The sequence below is a fragment of the Enterobacter mori genome, assembly GCF_025244905.1.
Taxonomy (GTDB): domain Bacteria; phylum Pseudomonadota; class Gammaproteobacteria; order Enterobacterales; family Enterobacteriaceae; genus Enterobacter; species Enterobacter mori_A.
This window is the reverse complement of record NZ_CP104285.1, coordinates 506219-520722: the sequence shown is the minus strand read 5'-3', so window position 1 is coordinate 520722 and position 14504 is coordinate 506219. Positions and strand designations below refer to the sequence as shown.

At 60.4% G+C, this 14504-nt stretch carries 11 protein-coding genes and 2 pseudogenes; 7 read left to right on the top strand and 6 right to left on the bottom strand.

The genetic code is table 11. From position 1 onward, the window contains the following. The first annotated feature begins 722 nt into the window (after positions 1–722). Positions 723–1481: a DNA-binding transcriptional repressor XynR gene (gene xynR, locus N2K86_RS02490; protein ID WP_260660344.1), complete on the top strand. Its 759-nt coding sequence runs from the start codon at positions 723–725 to the stop codon at positions 1479–1481. Positions 1482–1485: 4 nt separating this feature from the next. On the opposite strand, the gene N2K86_RS02485 is transcribed toward xynR, so the two are convergent. The 5 genes and pseudogenes from N2K86_RS02485 to N2K86_RS02465 all read right to left on the bottom strand — a co-directional run bounded on the left by N2K86_RS02485 (position 1486) and on the right by N2K86_RS02465 (position 8304). Next, on the bottom strand, positions 1486–3096 hold the full coding sequence (locus N2K86_RS02485) for a glycoside hydrolase family 43 protein (protein ID WP_260660343.1): 1611 nt from the start codon (positions 3094–3096) through the stop codon (positions 1486–1488). An 11-nt stretch (positions 3097–3107) separates the two neighbouring features. Beyond that, positions 3108–4489: pseudogene (locus tag N2K86_RS02480) on the bottom strand (MFS transporter). Positions 4490–4716: 227 nt separating this feature from the next. Further along, positions 4717–6684, bottom strand: a complete 1968-nt coding sequence (gene yagF / locus N2K86_RS02475) for a xylonate dehydratase YagF (protein WP_260660342.1) — start codon at positions 6682–6684, stop codon at positions 4717–4719. A 14-nt stretch (positions 6685–6698) separates the two neighbouring features. Then, positions 6699–7607 carry a 2-keto-3-deoxygluconate aldolase gene (gene yagE / locus N2K86_RS02470; RefSeq protein ID WP_260660341.1) on the bottom strand — a complete coding sequence of 303 codons (909 nt, stop codon included), beginning with the start codon at positions 7605–7607 and terminating at the stop codon, positions 6699–6701. Positions 7608–7851: 244 nt separating this feature from the next. Next, positions 7852–8304, bottom strand: coding sequence for a YhcH/YjgK/YiaL family protein (locus tag N2K86_RS02465; protein WP_260660340.1), 453 nt, complete (start codon positions 8302–8304; stop codon positions 7852–7854). A 675-nt stretch (positions 8305–8979) separates the two neighbouring features. Between N2K86_RS02465 and arcA the strand changes: the two genes are divergently transcribed. The 5 genes from arcA (at position 8980) to N2K86_RS02440 (ending at position 14270) form a co-directional block, all read left to right on the top strand. Further along, positions 8980–10200: an arginine deiminase gene (arcA, locus tag N2K86_RS02460; RefSeq protein ID WP_260660339.1), complete on the top strand. Its 1221-nt coding sequence runs from the start codon at positions 8980–8982 to the stop codon at positions 10198–10200. A 10-nt stretch (positions 10201–10210) separates the two neighbouring features. Beyond that, positions 10211–11122: a carbamate kinase gene (arcC, locus tag N2K86_RS02455; protein ID WP_047637804.1), complete on the top strand. Its 912-nt coding sequence runs from the start codon at positions 10211–10213 to the stop codon at positions 11120–11122. A 135-nt stretch (positions 11123–11257) separates the two neighbouring features. Then, positions 11258–12262, top strand: coding sequence for an ornithine carbamoyltransferase (gene argF / locus N2K86_RS02450; RefSeq protein WP_003863360.1), 1005 nt, complete (start codon positions 11258–11260; stop codon positions 12260–12262). 45 nt (positions 12263–12307) lie between these two features. Then, positions 12308–13711 (top strand): YfcC family protein, encoded by a 1404-nt coding sequence (locus N2K86_RS02445; protein WP_193358607.1) that lies wholly within the window; start codon positions 12308–12310, stop codon positions 13709–13711. 79 nt (positions 13712–13790) lie between these two features. Then, positions 13791–14270, top strand: coding sequence for an arginine repressor (locus N2K86_RS02440; protein ID WP_193358608.1), 480 nt, complete (start codon positions 13791–13793; stop codon positions 14268–14270). 3 nt (positions 14271–14273) lie between these two features. Here the strand turns inward: N2K86_RS02440 and N2K86_RS02435 are convergent. Next, positions 14274–14391: pseudogene (locus tag N2K86_RS02435) on the bottom strand (hypothetical protein). Between N2K86_RS02435 and N2K86_RS02430 the strand changes: the two are divergent. Further along, positions 14371–14475, top strand: coding sequence for a pyrBI operon leader peptide (locus N2K86_RS02430; RefSeq protein ID WP_071524139.1), 105 nt, complete (start codon positions 14371–14373; stop codon positions 14473–14475). The pseudogene N2K86_RS02435 and the gene N2K86_RS02430 overlap by 21 nt on opposite strands. Positions 14476–14504 lie beyond the last annotated feature (29 nt).

The window sequence follows — 14504 nt, the reverse complement described above, 5'->3', positions numbered from 1 at the left end:
CGAAGCGCCGCCGGGCGAATCAGGCGGTGATGCGGCCTGGTGCCCTCACCCCGGTCCTCTCCCACAGGGAGAGGGAGAAAACCCAGCCCGTAGGCCCGTGCAAGCGAAGCGCCGCCGGGCGAATCAGGCGGTGATGCGGCCTGGTGCCCTCACCCCGGTCCTCTCCCACAGGGAGAGGGAGAACACCCAGCCCGTAGGCCCGTGCAAGCGAAGCGCCACCGGGCGAATCAGGCGATGATGCGGCCTGATGCCCTCACCCGGCCCTCTCCCACAGGGAGAGGGAGAAAACCCAGCCCGTAGGCCCGTGCAAGCGAAGCGCCGCCGGGCGAATCAGGCGACGATGCGGCCTGATGCCCTCACCCCGGCCCTCTCCCTCAAGGGAGAGGGAGAACACCCAGCTCGTAGGCCCGTGCAAGCGAAGCGCCGCCGGGCGAATCAGGCGGTGATGCGGCCTGGTGCCCTCACCCCGGCCCTCTCCCTCAAGGGAGAGGGAGAACACCCAGCCCGTAGGCCTGTGCAAGCGAAGCGCCGCCGGGCAAATCAGGTGACGATGCGGCCTGATACCCTCACCTCAGCCCTCTCCCTCAAGGGAGAGGGAGAACACCCAGCCCGTAGGCCTGTGCAAGCGAAGCGCCGCCGGGCAAATCAGGCCTGCTCAATTGATTTTTCACCCCGAAAAAGGTACGTTTTCGCCTTCATTCCAGCGTGGACATGCCAGCATTATGCCGATTATTCAGTCTGTTGAACGTGCGTTGCAGATCCTCGACCTGTTCAACGAGCAGGCCACCGAGCTTAAGATCACCGACATCAGCAAACTGATGGGGCTGAGCAAGAGCACCCTCCACTCGCTGCTGAAAACCCTCCAGCTTCACGGCTATATCGATCAGAACCCGGAGAACGGCAAATATCGCCTTGGCATGAAGCTGGTCGAGCGCGGCCATTTTGTCGTGGGCTCCATCGATATTCGCCACAAGGCGAAAGGCTGGCTGACGGAGCTGTCGCAGCGGACCGGGCAGACCACCCATCTGGGGATCCTGGACGGGCGTGAAGGGGTCTATATCGAGAAGATTGAAGGCAAGCTGGCCGCCATCGCCTATTCGCGTATCGGCCGCCGCCTGCCGGTTCACGCCACCGCCATCGGCAAGGTGTTGATTGCCTGGCTGGGCGAGGCCGAGCTGAACGCCCTGCTGGAGGGCTATCACTACACCACCTTTACTCCCGCGACCCTCGCCTCCCGCGAAGCGTTAATGACCGCCCTGACGCAGACCCGCGAGCAGGGCTATGCCCTGGACAGCGAAGAGAACGAGCAGGGCGTGCGCTGCGTGGCGGTGCCGGTGTGGAACCACGAATCCCGCGTGATTGCCGCCCTGAGCCTGTCGACGCTGACCTCCCGCGTGGACGACGCCGAGCTGGCTAATTTCCGCGAGCAGCTCCAGCAGGCGGGGCTCGAGCTGTCACGCGCGCTGGGCTACCCGGCCTGAGCCGCTATGCCGGCTCGTAGGTGAAGTAGTCGAAGTCCGCGTGGCAGCCGTCGCCGCTGATGTCCTCGCAGTGCAGCCCCACAAACGCGCCGGTAAAGAAGCCGCGCCCGCCGATGTAGTCGTCCGACAGCTTCCACGCCTCATAGGTGACCGGCACGGCGTGCCACGTCTCGCCGTCAAACGAGTAGCTGTAGCGGTAGACCAGCGTATCCACGTCCACCCGCAGCCAGACGCTCTCCGCACTCTCCGGCACCGGAATCGGCTGCTCGTGCAGCGGCCACGACGGCACGTTGTGGTCGAGCTGGATCACCTTGATGGTTCTCCCCTGCCCCTCCTCGTAGTCCACAAAGCAGTAGCTCCAGTTTTTGCTGTTGTAGTAGCAGGTCAGCCCCGCGCTCTGCTGGAAGTGGACCGGCGAGAACTGCATCCGCGTCTCCGCCCGGAAGACAAAGTGCTGCCAGCGGCGCGCCACGGTCGACTGGGTAAAGGTCGAGTTGAGCGAGTCGTTGCCGTAGAGCCGTAAGAAGCCCGGTCGTGCGGTAAGCGAGCCGAGGGTGTCGTCGAACGGAATGCGCAGGGTCTGAAGTTCAGGGTCAAGCGTGCTGCCGTCGAAATCGTCCCGCCAGGTGTTCTGAACGGCTGCGGGCTGCTCGGCCACCTGCGGGCCGGGCACGGTCAGCTGCGCGTGCTTGCCGCCTTCCACGTACGGCCAGCCGTCGCGCCATTCAATACGCGCGATGCCGGTCTCGCGCCCCAGCGGGCAGTAGCCGCGCCCGCCGGAGGCCAGCAGCGGCACGCCGGGCAGGCGCAGCGGGCGGCTGGTGAGATAAGCCATATACCACTCCCCGGTGTGGGTCTGCAGCAGCGAGCCGTGGCCGCTCTTCTGCAGCGGGTTCTCCGGCAGGTGCCAGCTGGTCATCATCGTCACCTCCGGGTGCAGCTCGTACGGCCCGTCGATGTTTTTGGAACGCAGCACCACGACGGCGTGCTCGTAGCTGGTGCCGCCTTCGGCCACCATCAGGTAGTACCATCCCGCGTGGCGATACAGGTGCGCCCCCTCGGTGTAGCAGAGCGGCGTGCCGGTAAACAGCGTTTTGCGCTCCGGCGAGAGCGTGCCGGTGTGCGGATCGAACGCCTGCAACACGATGGTGTTGTGCGGGTTGCTGTGGTGGCGCGGCCCCCACGGACGATAGAGGTAGTACTTACGGCCATCGTCGTCGTGGAACAGGGACGGGTCAAACCCGCCGTTGCCCATCGCGATCGGCTCGCTCCACGGCCCTTCGATGGACGGCGCGGTGACGAGGAAGTTGCGGCCATTTTTCCACGGCGAATCGACAATCTTCACGTCGGTGTAGAGCAGCCAGAATTTTCCGTCGGCGTAGCTCAGGCACGGCGCCCAGATGCCGCCGGAGTCCGGATTGCCCTTCATGTCCAGCATCGACACGCGGTCCAGCGGCGTGCTGACCAGCGACCAGTTTTTCAGGTCGCGGGAGTGATAGATGCGCACGCCGGGAAACCACTCGAAGGTCGAGGTGGCGATGTAGTAGTCCTCGCCCTGGCGGCACAGGGACGGGTCCGGGTTGAAGCCGGTCAGGATCGGGTTAGTAATTTCCATATTGCCTCCGCTTAATGGGTTGCGGCTGTCGCGGCGTCAGGAACGGCCTCGCCCTGCGCCGCGCGGTGCCTGATCAGCTGCTGGCTGATGGCCTCCACGCGCGCGTCGGTGAGCTTGTAGAACGACAGCATGATGAACATGCCCGCGTAGAGCACCACCGGCACCACGCAGAACAGAATTTTGATGGTGGTGAGTACCTCGACCGGCTGCACGCTGCTGCTGGCGGAATAGTTCACGTACGCAAGGATCCAGCCCACCACCGCGCCGCCAATCGCCAGGCCAATCTTCAGGCTGAACAGGTAGGTGGAGAACACCAGCCCGTCGAGGCGGCGTCCGCTGCGGCTCTCCTCGTAATCCACCACGTCGGAGGCCATCAGCCACTGCAGCGGCGTGGTGGTGTTAAAGACGAACAGGAACAGGATGTTGAGGGCGAAAATCAGGGCGATATGCTCGGCCGGGGTGACGAAAATCAGCAGGCTGATCAGCGAGTAGGCGACGATGATCCACTTGAAGGCGGTGACGCGGTCGAAGCGGCCCAGCAGGCGGGAGGAGCAGAGCGAGCCGAACATGGTGGCGAGGCTGCCGTAGAGTAAAAACTGAGTCGCCATCTCCGGGTGATCCATCACGTATTTCACGAAGTAGAGCGTCGCCCCGCCGCGCACCACGTTGGAGCAGGTCGCCATCATCTTAAACGCGCACATGATGCGCCACTGGCTGTTGCCCAGCAGCAGTTTGAGATCTTTCGCCACCGACGAGCCCGGCTGCACCTCAAAGGTGTAGCGCTCTTTGGTGGTGAAGAAGCAGACGTAAAGCAGCACCACGCCGCTCAGCCCCAGCACGCACATGGCGCCGAAATAGCCCACCTGCTCGTCCCCTTTGCCGATGATGCTACCAGCGGCAGCGCGATGCCGCTGATGGCGAGCGAGCCCGCCGCCGCCAGGAAAAAGCGCCAGGACTGCAGGGCGTGACGCTCTTTCGGGTCGGCGGTGATGACGCCCGGCATGGCGCAGTACGGGACGTTAACGAAGGTGTAGACCAGGGTTAGCAGAATATAGGTCACGCAGGCGTAGATGATTTTGCCCTGCGCGGAGAAGTCCGGCGTGTAGAAGGTCAGCACGCAGACGATGCCAAACGGGATCGCGCCCCACAGCAGGAACGGGCGGAACTGGCCGTGACGCGTGCGGGTGCGGTCCACCAGCAGCCCCATCAGCGGGTCGGTCACGGCGTCGAGCACGCGGGAGACCAAAAACAGCGTGCCCATTATGCCCGCCGACAGGCCGAAGACGTCGGTATAGAAGTAGGCCAGCAGGAACATGGTAGCCTGCCAGACGAAGCCGCAGGCGGTATCACCCAGCCCGTAGCCAATTTTGTCTTTCATGGTTAATTGCGTCATCAGAATTACACCCTTTTTTAGTGTGCTGAATTTACAACGTCGTGTTACAGGAGTGTAATGAGCTGTTCAATTAACCAGCAATGGTCATATCTTATTTCTGAATTACGTTATTTTGCTTTTGTGACGCCAACGATATATCTCAACTTATTGTTTAAATTAGAAAATTACAGAAACACGAAAACCGCCAGCGGGATATTTTCCGCAGACGGATTTTTATCAATAAATAATTAAAGGCCGAGCGCTTTTTTACCGGCGTTAATTACCTCGATAATTTTATCGGTGTCATAAATACAGCCTTTCCAGGTGCCGCCGCTCACCGACTGCAATGCTGCCCACAGGCGGGTGTCGTCCGGCAAAAAGTCGTGGGCGTGCAGGTCCGGATGCGTCTGCCGTATTGCCAGCTCGCGCGCCCCCTCCTCCGGCGTCAGCGGGCTGTCCGCCGTGCCGATAAAGTTCACGCTGCCCGTTAACGTCAGTCGGTCGACGGCTATCTCGATAATGTCGTTATCGCGCAGCTTGCCAATCGGTCCGCCCGCCAGCGCCTCCGGCGAGACGTGGCCGAAGCAGGCGCCCGTCGACACGCCCGAGAAGCGCGCATCGGTGATTAACGACACCGTCTTGCCCCACGAGATATGCTTCAGCGCCGAGGTAAGCTGGTAGGTCTCTTCCATGCCGGTGCCGGACGGCCCGCCGCCGATCACCACCATGATATCGCCCTGCCTGATCTCTTCCCGCTTGATGGCCTTGATCGCCTGCGCTTCCGAGACAAATACCCGCACCCGGCCGGTGTGGCGGTAAACGCCATCGTTATCCACCACCGACGGGTCGATCGCCGTGGCCTTGATCACCGATCCTTCCGGTGCGATGTTGCCCGTCGGGAAGCAGACCGTCGAGGTCAGCCCTTTCGCTTTTGCCTTCTCCGGCGGCAGGATCACGTCATCCGGATCCACGCCGTCCTGCGCGCGCAGGCACTTGCGGAAGCGCTTACGGCGCTCGGACGCCTGCCACCAGTCGAGGTTCTCGCCCACCGTCTGGCCGGTGACGGTCATGGCGTCCAGATGCAGCAGGCCGAGATCGCGCAGGTGGAGCATCACCTCCGGCACGCCGCCCGCGAGGAACGCGCGCACGGTCGGGTGATAGTCCGGGCCGTTGGGCAGCACGCTGACCAGACGCGGCACCCTGCGGTTAACGCGCGTCCAGTGCTCTACGTCCGGGATCGTGCAGCCCGCCGCATGGGCGATGGCCGGAATGTGCAGCAGTAAATTGGTGGAGCCGCCGAACGCCGCGTGGATCACCATGGCGTTTTCGATGGCTTTATCGGTGAGGATATCGCGCGTGGTGATGCCGCGGTTCTCCAGCTCGCTGACCGCGCGCGCCGACTGGCGGGCGATCTCCAGCCACACCGCCTGCCCGGACGGGGCCAGCGCGGAGTGCGGCAGCGCCAGGCCCAATGCTTCCGCAACCACCTGCGAGGTGCCCGCCGTGCCGAGAAACTGACACCCGCCGCCCGGCGAGGCGCAGGCGCGACAGCCCAGCTCGGCGGCCTCCTGCAGGGAGAGTTCGTGGTTGGCGAAGCGCGCGCCGATGGTCTGCACCTTGCCCGCGTCTTCCCCCACGGTCGGTGGCAGCGTCGCCCCGCCCGGCACCAGAATGGTCGGCAGATCGTGCATCGAGGCCAGCGCGATCATGGTGGCGGGGAGCCCTTTATCGCAGGTAGCAACGCCAATCACCGCCCGGCGCGTCGGGAGGGAACGGATGAGGCGGCGAAACACGATCGCCGCGTCGTTGCGGTACGGCAGGGAGTCGAACATCCCATGCGTGCCCTGCGAGCGCCCGTCGCACGGATCGCTGACGAAGGCCGCAAACGGGATCCCGCCGTTGCGGGTGATCTCCTTCGCCGCCGCCTGCATCTGCATGCCGATTTCCCAGTGCCCGGTGTGGTAGCCCAGCGCGACCGGTCGTCCGTCCCCGGCGCGGATGCCGCCCTGGGTGCCGATAATCAGCACCTCTTTGCCGGTGAGCTTGTTGGCGTCCCAGCCCATCCCGGCGTTCTGCGTCATGCCGAACAGGTTGCCGCTGGGGGATTCCATCAGCATCTGCGGGGTCAGCGGCAGCGCGCCCTGCGGCCCCGCCGCGTGCGTGATCACCGCATAAAACCCATCGTCCTGGGGGGTGAAAATTTTCTCAATGGTCATGGTTATCGTCCGGCTCAGCAGAGCTTGAGCTGTTGCAGCAGGGTTTTCAGCTGCGCCTTACGCGGCTCGTCCAGCGGCGAGGCTGGCGGCAGCACGTGCGTAGAAATCGGGCGGCCGCAGAGCACGATCGCCTCTTTAATCACGTTCACGAACGGCGTATCCAGCTGATACATCTGCGGTATTTGCAGCAGGGTCTGATGATACTCAGCCGCCTTCGCCACGTCCTTATCCCGCCAGGCTTTCAGCAGGTTCACCGACACCTGCGGGGCAAAGTTGCCGCTGGCCGAGATCGCCCCGTCGCCGCCGAGCAGCAGGGTATTAAACAGGTGATCGTCGTAGCCGCACAGGACGGTGAAGTGCGGGTGAGAGGCTTTGACGGTGTGGATCATGCTGCGCAGGTGGGCGACGGAATCGATGGTGTCTTTGATGCCGACGATGTTGCTGCGCGAGTCGGCGAGGGTTTTGACCAGCGCCGGAGTCAGATCCTGCCCGGTCAGCGCCGGGAAGTTATAGAGCATCACCGGCAGCGTGACGCTGTCGGCCACCTGCTCGAAATAGCGGATCAGGTTCGCTTCCGACACTTTCCAGTAGTAGGGGTTGATCACCACGATGCCGTCCGCGCCCGCCTGCTGGGCGTGCTGGCTAAGCTCAATGGTTTCCCGGGCGTTGGTGCCGCCGGTGCCGATCAGGACCGGCACGCGACGATCGACACGATCGATAGCAAATTGGGCAATGGTTTTACGCTCTTCGGCGCTGAGCTGGGAGAACTCGCCGCCGCTGCCCAGGAAGAACAGGCCGTCAACGCCCGCGGCGATCAGGTCGTCGATCAGCGCGGCGGTGCCCGGCTTATCGAGCTGGCCATCGGCGGTAAAGATGGTGGAGACAGGGGGAATGATTCCCGTGAACAACGCGGACTGCGGCATGAGATCTCCTTACTGAATCATTTTGTTCTACATTATAGAACAGTGTTCATTAATTTAACGATCATACTATGACGCAGAAAAAGCGCAGGTAAATGAGAGATGAAGAGGGAGTGCGGGAAATTTAAGGTGGATCACAGATTATCCCCCTCACCCCGGCCCTCTCCCCAATGGGGCGAGGGGGAAAAGATGGCTCGGTGCAGTTCCCTCTCCCCTTTGGGGAGAGGGTTAGGGTGAGGGGTAAGGGTTACTCTATTAGCATTTTAACAACCACTTTCCTGACCTTAGCAGGCGTCCCCACCGCGCACAGCGGCTTATGCACTTCGCCAGGCCAGAACACCACAAAATCCCCTTCGCTGAGCACTACGGTTTTCTCCTGTTCACCTTCCGGCAGGAACGCGATGTCTTTATCCGCCAGCCAGTCGGTGTCCGGCGTGCCGTGCGGCAGGGTGCTGAAGGTCATCCCTTCCTGCCCCTTCAACACGATCTGGATATCCAGATAGCGCGCGTGATACTCGGCGCGGCGCTCGGCGAACGGCTGGGTCATGTCTTCAGAGACCAGATAGAACAGGCTGTTACCGTTGATGTCGTGTTTCCCGAGCGGCGTGGCGTCGGTAACGTGGGCTTTAACGTGCTCAATGGCCTGGCGCAGATCGTCAGGCAGCCAGGACTGCAGATGGTGAATGTTGCCGATAATCATGTTTCAACCCTCAATATAAAACAATGTTTCATTTTTATCTTTTATACGAGAATCCCGGCTGCCATACCAGCCCTTTTTCGAAGAGGTTTGCGCGAGCGCATGTTTATCGGGAATGGTGTTAATTTGCTGTTAATCCTACCCAGGCATTTATGCAGGGGTTATGCATAACCTCGATCAACGCTTATCGCATCACTTTTCTAACCTCTTGATCATGCTCCCTAATTAACAAAACTCGTTGCCGTCTCACACTTTACTGTTTTGATAATTCGCTCTAAAAAACCATAATTATTTATTGATTTTTCTTAAGTCAAAAATAGTTAATTACGTTAATTGCATAGCCATTCTTACGCGCGATATTTATCGTTTTAAATCAGTTATATAACAACATATTTCAAAAGATGAAAATCTACAAAATAATAACAACCTCAAATAATGCCACAGGATCCTGCTTAGCTATTCACCCAGTAATAATATGAAATTAATCATTATCTGATACGAATCATGCAAATGAAAACAAACCGCTTAATATCCATTTTCGCGTGAGCAACATCACAATACGGATTATTTAACCGCCTAGTATGAACCACGAAATCAATTGAGCTTAGCCGCCATGCAATTAAATACATCACATGGCGCATGCCCTTTTTATTCTGAAAAACAGTTAAAGGAATAATTATGGAAAAGCATTACGTCGGTTCTGAAATTGGTCAATTGCGTAGCGTTATGCTGCACCGCCCAAATTTAAGTCTGAAACGTTTAACGCCATCGAATTGTCAGGAGCTGCTTTTCGATGACGTGCTCTCGGTTGAACGGGCGGGTGAGGAGCATGATATCTTCGCAAACACGCTGCGCGAGCAGGGTGTGGAAGTCCTGCTGTTGACCGACCTTCTGACACAAACCCTTGATATTGCAGAAGCAAAAGCCTGGCTGCTGGATACGCAAATCTCTGACTACCGCCTCGGCCCAACCTTTGCTGGCGACGTGCGCGGCTGGCTGGCGGATATGCCGCACCGTGAACTGGCGCGCAGGCTGAGCGGCGGATTAACCTACGGAGAAATTCCGGCAGCCATTAAAAATATGGTGGTGGATACCCACACGGCGAATGATTTTATTATGAAGCCGCTGCCGAACCATTTATTTACCCGCGATACCTCGTGCTGGATTTATAACGGCGTCTCTATTAACCCCATGGCGAAACCGGCCCGCCAGCGTGAAACGAATAACCTCCGCGCAATATATCGCTGGCACCCGGCGTTTGCCGACGGCGATTTTATTAAGTATTTCGGCGACGAGAATATTAATTACGACCACGCCACCTTAGAAGGCGGCGACGTATTGGTTATTGGCCGCGGCGCGGTACTGATCGGCATGTCCGAACGCACGACGCCGCAGGGCGTGGAGTTCCTCGCCAACAGCCTGTTCAAACACCGCCAGGCCGAGCGCGTGATCGCCGTCGAGCTGCCAAAACACCGCTCCTGCATGCACCTCGACACCGTCATGACCCACATCGACGTGGACACCTTCTCCGTTTACCCGGAAGTGGTGCGCAAGGACGCCCAGTGCTGGACGCTCACCCCGGACGGACGCGGCGGCCTGCTGCGCACGCATGAAACCGACCTGCTGCACGCCATCGAGAAAGCGCTCGGCATTAACCAGGTGCGCCTGATCACCACCGGCGGCGACGCCTTTGAAGCCGAGCGCGAGCAGTGGAACGACGCCAACAACGTCCTGACCATCCGCCCAGGCGTGGTGATCGGCTACGAGCGCAACGTCTGGACCAACGAGAAGTACGACAAAGCGGGCATCACCGTGCTGCCGATCCCCGGCGACGAACTTGGACGCGGCCGCGGCGGCGCGCGCTGCATGAGCTGCCCGCTGGAACGCGACGGAATTTAAAGGAGCCATTATGGAACGAAAACCCACTCTGGTTGTGGCTCTGGGCGGCAACGCGCTGCTCAAGCGCGGCGAACCGTTAGAAGCGGACATCCAGCGCCAGAACATTGAGCAGGCCGCACGCACCATCGCCGGCTTAACGGAACAGTGGCGCGTGGTGCTGGTGCACGGCAACGGCCCGCAGGTCGGGCTGCTGGCGCTGCAAAACAGCGCCTACGACAAAGTGACGCCCTACCCGCTGGACGTTCTCGGCGCCGAAAGCCAGGGAATGATCGGCTACATGCTCCAGCAGGCGCTGAAAAACAATCTGCCCCAGCGTGAGGTGAGCGTTCTGCTCACCCAGGTGGAAGTGGACGCCGCCGACCCGGCCTTCAGCAACCCGACCAAGTACATCGGCCCGGTCTACAGCGAAGCCCAGGCGAAAGCGCTGGCCGCGGAAAAAGGCTGGGTGTTTAAGGCCGACGGCAGTTACGTCCGCCGCGTGGTGCCCTCTCCGCAGCCGAAGCGCATCGTCGAGAGCGACGCCATCACGGCACTTATTCAGCGCGACCACCTGGTGATCTGCAACGGCGGCGGCGGCGTGCCGGTGGTGGAAAACGCCAACGGCTATCGCGGCATTGAGGCGGTGATCGACAAAGACCTCTCCGCCGCCCTGCTGGCAAGGCAGATCGAGGCCGATGCCCTGCTGATCCTGACCGATGCCGACGCGGTGTACCTCGACTGGGGCAAGCCGACCCAGCGTCCGCTGGCGCAGGTCACGCCGGAACTGCTCAGAGGCATGCAGTTCGACGCCGGATCGATGGGGCCGAAAGTGGCCGCCTGCCGCGAGTTCGTTGAGGCCTGCAACGGCATCGCCGGGATCGGCGCGCTGGCCGACGGCGCGGAGATCCTGGCGGGCGAGAAAGGCACCTTGATTCGTAACTGAGTAACTTCACACCTCGCCCCTCACCCCTGCCCTCTCCCCAAAGGGGAGAGGGAGCAAACCATCCCCTCGCCCCTTTGGGGAGAGGGTTAGGGTGAGGGGTCAGGTCTCAGACATTAATTTAAAAAGGATTTACCCATGACCATCAACCTGAAAAACCGCAACTTCCTGAAACTGCTGGACTACACCCCGGCGGAGATCCAGTACCTGATCGACCTCGCCATTGAGCTGAAGGCAGCCAAAAAAGCCGGGCGCGAAAAACAAACACTGGTCGGGAAAAACATCGCCCTGATCTTTGAAAAAACCTCCACCCGCACCCGCTGCGCCTTTGAAGTGGGCGCGTTCGACCAGGGCGCGCAGGTCACCTATCTCGGCCCAAGCGGCTCGCAGATTGGCCATAAAGAGTCGATGAAAGACACCGCCCGCGTGCTGGGCCGCATGTATGACGGCATCGAATACCGCGGCTACGGCCAGGCCATCGTCGAGGAGCTGGGCGAGTACGCGGGCGTGCCGGTGTGGAACGGCCTGACCGACGAGTTCCACCCAACGCAAATCCTCGCCGACCTGATGACCATGCTGGAGCACTCTCCGGGCAAAACCCTGCCGGAGCTGAGCTTTGCCTACCTCGGCGACGCGCGAAACAACATGGGCAATTCCCTGATGGTCGGCGCGGCCAAAATGGGGATGGATATCCGCCTCGTCGCGCCGAAATCCTTCTGGCCGGAAGCGGGGCTGGTTGAGCAGTGCCGCGCCATCGCCAAAGAGACGGGCGCGCGCATCACCCTCACCGACGACGTGGAAGAAGGCGTGCAGGGGACCGATTTCCTCTACACCGACGTGTGGGTCTCCATGGGCGAGCCGAAGGAAGCCTGGGCCGAGCGCGTCAGCCTGATGAAGCCGTACCAGATCAACGCGGACGTGATGAAAGCCACCGGCAACCCGAACGTCAAGTTCATGCACTGCCTGCCGGCGTTCCACAACGAGCACACCAAAGTGGGCCGCGAGATCGAGATGGCGTACGGCCTGAAGGGGCTGGAGGTGACGGAAGAGGTCTTCGAATCACCGAACTCCATCGTCTTCGACGAAGCAGAGAACCGCATGCACACCATTAAAGCGGTCATGGTGGCGACACTCGGCGACTAATCACCGCCCGGCGCGCCGCGGGTGCGCCGGGTTGAGGAGAACATCATGGGCAAGTTCAAATTTCCCTCCGCTTACACCATTCTCTTTTTCCTGATTGCCGTGGTTGCCGTGCTGACGTGGATTGTCCCGGCCGGGCAGTACCATATGGCGATGAACGAGGCGCTCGGCAAAGAAGTCCCCGTAGCCGGCACCTACGCGCACGTCGCGGCACATCCGCAGGGGCTGGTTTCGGTGCTGATGGCGCCGATTGCCGGGCTGTACGATCCGGAATCCGGCCAGGCCGGGGCTATCGACGTGGCGCTGTTTATTCTGATCATCGGGGGGTTTCTCGGGATCGTCACCAAAACCGGGGCCATTGACGCGGGGATCGAGCGCGTCACCACCCGGCTGCGCGGTCGCGAAGAGTGGATGATCCCGATCCTGATGGCGCTGTTTGCCGCGGGCGGCACGATTTACGGTATGGCCGAAGAGTCGCTGCCCTTCTATACCCTGCTGGTGCCGGTGATGCTGGCCGCCCGTTTCGATCCGGTTGTCGCCGCCTCTACCGTGCTGCTCGGGGCGGGGATCGGCACACTCGGCTCCACCATTAACCCGTTTGCCACGGTGATCGCCGCCAACGCCGCCGGGATCCCCTTTACCAACGGTATCGCCCTGCGCGTGGCGCTGCTGGTCATCGGGTGGATCATCTGCGTGGCGTGGGTCATGCGCTACGCCCGCAAGGTCCGCAAGGATCCGTCGCTGTCGATCGTGGCAGACAAGCAGGAGGAGAACCTCACCCATTTCCTCGGCAACAAGGGCGAACAGTCGCTGGAATTTACCCCGGTGCGCAAAATCATCCTGGTCATTTTCGCCCTCGCCTTCGCGGTGATGATCTACGGCGTGGCGGTGCTGGGCTGGTGGATGGCGGAGATCTCCGCGGTGTTTCTCGCCAGCGCGATTATCGTGGGGCTTATCGCCCGCATGAGCGAAGAGGAGCTGACGTCGACGTTTATCAACGGCGCGCGAGATTTGCTGGGCGTCGCGCTGATTATCGGCATTGCGCGCGGTATCGTAGTGATCATGGATAAGGGCATGATTACCCACACCATTTTGCACAGCGCCGAGGGCATGGTCACCGGGTTGTCGACGGTGGCGTTCATCAACGTGATGTACTGGCTGGAAGTGGTGCTGTCGTTTCTTGTGCCTTCTTCGTCCGGCCTGGCCGTTCTGACGATGCCGATCATGGCACCGCTTGCCGATTTCGCTAACGTCAACCGCGACCTGGTGGTCACGGCTTACCAGTCGGCGTCCGGCATCGTTAACCTGGTCACTCCCACCTCTGCCGTCGTGATGGGCGGGCTGGCTATCGCCCGCGTGCCCTACGTGCGCTATCTGAAATGGGTCGCGCCGCTGCTGGGCATTTTAACGGTGGTGATTATGGTGGCGTTAAGCCTGGGCGCCCTGTTGTAATTTGCCGGATGGCGCTGCGCTTATCCGGCCTACGGATCGGTGCAGTGCCACCGGTTATTTCGGGAACTGATAGGGAACTATGATGGATTACGAAGAGTACTCTCCCAAAGAGCAACTACAGCTAACGGTCTGCCAGCGTCTGATCGCAGAAAAGAGCTATCTCTCTCAGGAGGAGATCCGCCGGGATTTGCAGGAGCGTGGTTTTGAGACCATCAGCCAGTCCACCGTTTCACGTCTGCTCAAGTTGCTCGGTGTCATAAAAATTCGAAATGCCAAAGGGCTAAAGATTTATTCGTTGAATCCCCAGCTGCGTCCTGCCCCCGATGCCGCGCGCACCGTCTCCGAAATGGTGGTGAGCGTGGAGCACAACAGCGAATTTATCCTTATCCATACCGTCGCCGGATATGGCCGCGCGGTGGCGCGTATTCTGGATTATCACCAGTTACCGGAAATTTTAGGCGTAGTGGCCGGAAGCAGTATCGTCTGGGTCGCCCCGCGTTTCGTGAAGCGTACCGCGCTGGTGCACAAGCAAATTAATTATTTACTCAGAACGCATTAATATTCATAAAGAACCGTTTGCATTGAGTAAAGCGTGCATTAAATCGCTTGATCCGCAAAGCGAGCTGCGTATAATGCCCGACAATTTGCCGGGAGGAAGCATGGTCAAGCGTGTACGACATATCGTCTTACCGCGTCTGAAATCAGACGCTGGCCTGCCGTTTTTCTTCCCGTTGCTAAACCTATTCCCAGAGCCCCTCATTTGAGGGGCTTTTTTTTGCCCGGCGTCAGGAGA

Excerpts from the sequence above, each read along its gene's own strand:
- N2K86_RS02465 (WP_260660340.1), bottom strand. The coding sequence starts at position 8,304 with ATGATTATCGGCAACATTCACCATCTGCAGTCCTGGCTGCCTGACGAT.
- N2K86_RS02440 (WP_193358608.1), top strand. The coding sequence starts at position 13,791 with ATGATGGATTACGAAGAGTACTCTCCCAAAGAGCAACTACAGCTAACG.
- arcA (WP_260660339.1), top strand. The coding sequence starts at position 8,980 with ATGGAAAAGCATTACGTCGGTTCTGAAATTGGTCAATTGCGTAGCGTT.
- N2K86_RS02430 (WP_071524139.1), top strand. The coding sequence starts at position 14,371 with ATGGTCAAGCGTGTACGACATATCGTCTTACCGCGTCTGAAATCAGAC.
- arcC (WP_047637804.1), top strand. The coding sequence starts at position 10,211 with ATGGAACGAAAACCCACTCTGGTTGTGGCTCTGGGCGGCAACGCGCTG.
- yagE (WP_260660341.1), bottom strand. The coding sequence starts at position 7,607 with ATGCCGCAGTCCGCGTTGTTCACGGGAATCATTCCCCCTGTCTCCACC.
- argF (WP_003863360.1), top strand. The coding sequence starts at position 11,258 with ATGACCATCAACCTGAAAAACCGCAACTTCCTGAAACTGCTGGACTAC.
- yagF (WP_260660342.1), bottom strand. The coding sequence starts at position 6,684 with ATGACCATTGAGAAAATTTTCACCCCCCAGGACGATGGGTTTTATGCG.
- N2K86_RS02485 (WP_260660343.1), bottom strand. The coding sequence starts at position 3,096 with ATGGAAATTACTAACCCGATCCTGACCGGCTTCAACCCGGACCCGTCC.
- xynR (WP_260660344.1), top strand. The coding sequence starts at position 723 with ATGCCGATTATTCAGTCTGTTGAACGTGCGTTGCAGATCCTCGACCTG.
- N2K86_RS02445 (WP_193358607.1), top strand. The coding sequence starts at position 12,308 with ATGGGCAAGTTCAAATTTCCCTCCGCTTACACCATTCTCTTTTTCCTG.